The organism is Rhodococcus sp. NCIMB 12038, assembly GCF_002165735.1.
Taxonomy (GTDB): domain Bacteria; phylum Actinomycetota; class Actinomycetes; order Mycobacteriales; family Mycobacteriaceae; genus Rhodococcus_F.
In genome coordinates, this window is the sequence record NZ_NHML01000102.1 from 1 (window position 1) to 958 (window position 958).

Genomic DNA, 958 nt, shown 5'->3' on the forward strand with positions numbered 1-958 from the left:
CTCGTATGGCGGAGCCGACATCAATCCGGCGTGGGTGCACAACTTGCGCGCGCACCCCCGGACCCGGATCGAAATCGGTGCCGAGACCGTCGATGTCGAAGCCCGTGAACTTCCAGAGGATGAGCGTCAGGCCGCTACGAGACCCAGACCACGCGCACCCTCCCGCTGTTCGAGCTGATGAGGACCTGACACCGTGACACTCGTCGACCGCCGATGACCCCACCGGCCGGCTACCGACCCGACAACTGCTCGATGCCGGCCGAATCGTGGTTGCCCTAACCCGACCAACCCGCCGCCTTGCCCGATCGGAGTCGACGAGGCCCGGATGTTCTGGGAGAAGCATGAAACATGAAGCTGGCGCCGCGTCGACCCCGAAGCGCGGCGCGTCTACCCGACGCAGCGGGCACGCGGCGGCGCCCGCGCGTCATACCGGACTGGCGCTCGTCGTAATCGCCGCCGCCCAGCTGATGGTCGTACTGGACGGCACGATCACCAATATTGCGCTACCAAGCATTCAGACGGACTTGGGTGTATCGGCGGAGAATCTGGCATGGATCGTCAACTCCTACGCGTTGGCTTTCGGTGCGCTGTTACTGCTCGGCGGCAAGTCAGGTGACCTTTTCGGTCGACGGCGCATGTTCCGAATCGGCATCATGGTTTTCACGATTGCATCGATACTCGGTGGGCTCGCCGCCAACGAGACGTGGCTCATCGCCGCGCGGGTGCTCCAAGGCATCGGCGGTGCGATCGCAGCGCCGACAGCCCTTTCGCTGATCGCAGTCAACTTTGCCGAGGGGTCACAGCGCAACCGGGCTATGGGTGTGTACGCCGCGATGGCCGGGCTTGGCTCTACGGTTGGCCTCCTGCTCGGCGGAGTACTCACGGATTATCTCAGTTGGCGGTGGGTGTTCTTCGTCAACGTGCCCATCGGCGTCCTGGTACTGGTCGGCACAGCCGT

The 958-nt window shown here is 64.3% G+C and carries 2 protein-coding genes; both read left to right on the forward strand.

Annotated features, from left to right (window positions below; translation table 11 throughout):
• Positions 1 to 34 precede the first annotated feature (34 nt).
• Positions 35 to 178 (forward strand): nitroreductase family deazaflavin-dependent oxidoreductase, encoded by a 144-nt coding sequence (locus CA951_RS42170; protein WP_256974321.1) that lies wholly within the window; start codon positions 35 to 37, stop codon positions 176 to 178.
• A gap of 163 nt (positions 179 to 341) precedes the next feature.
• Positions 342 to 958, forward strand: a 617-nt coding sequence (locus CA951_RS42175) for an MFS transporter (RefSeq protein ID WP_143543227.1), incomplete at its 3' end; no start/stop codon positions are given.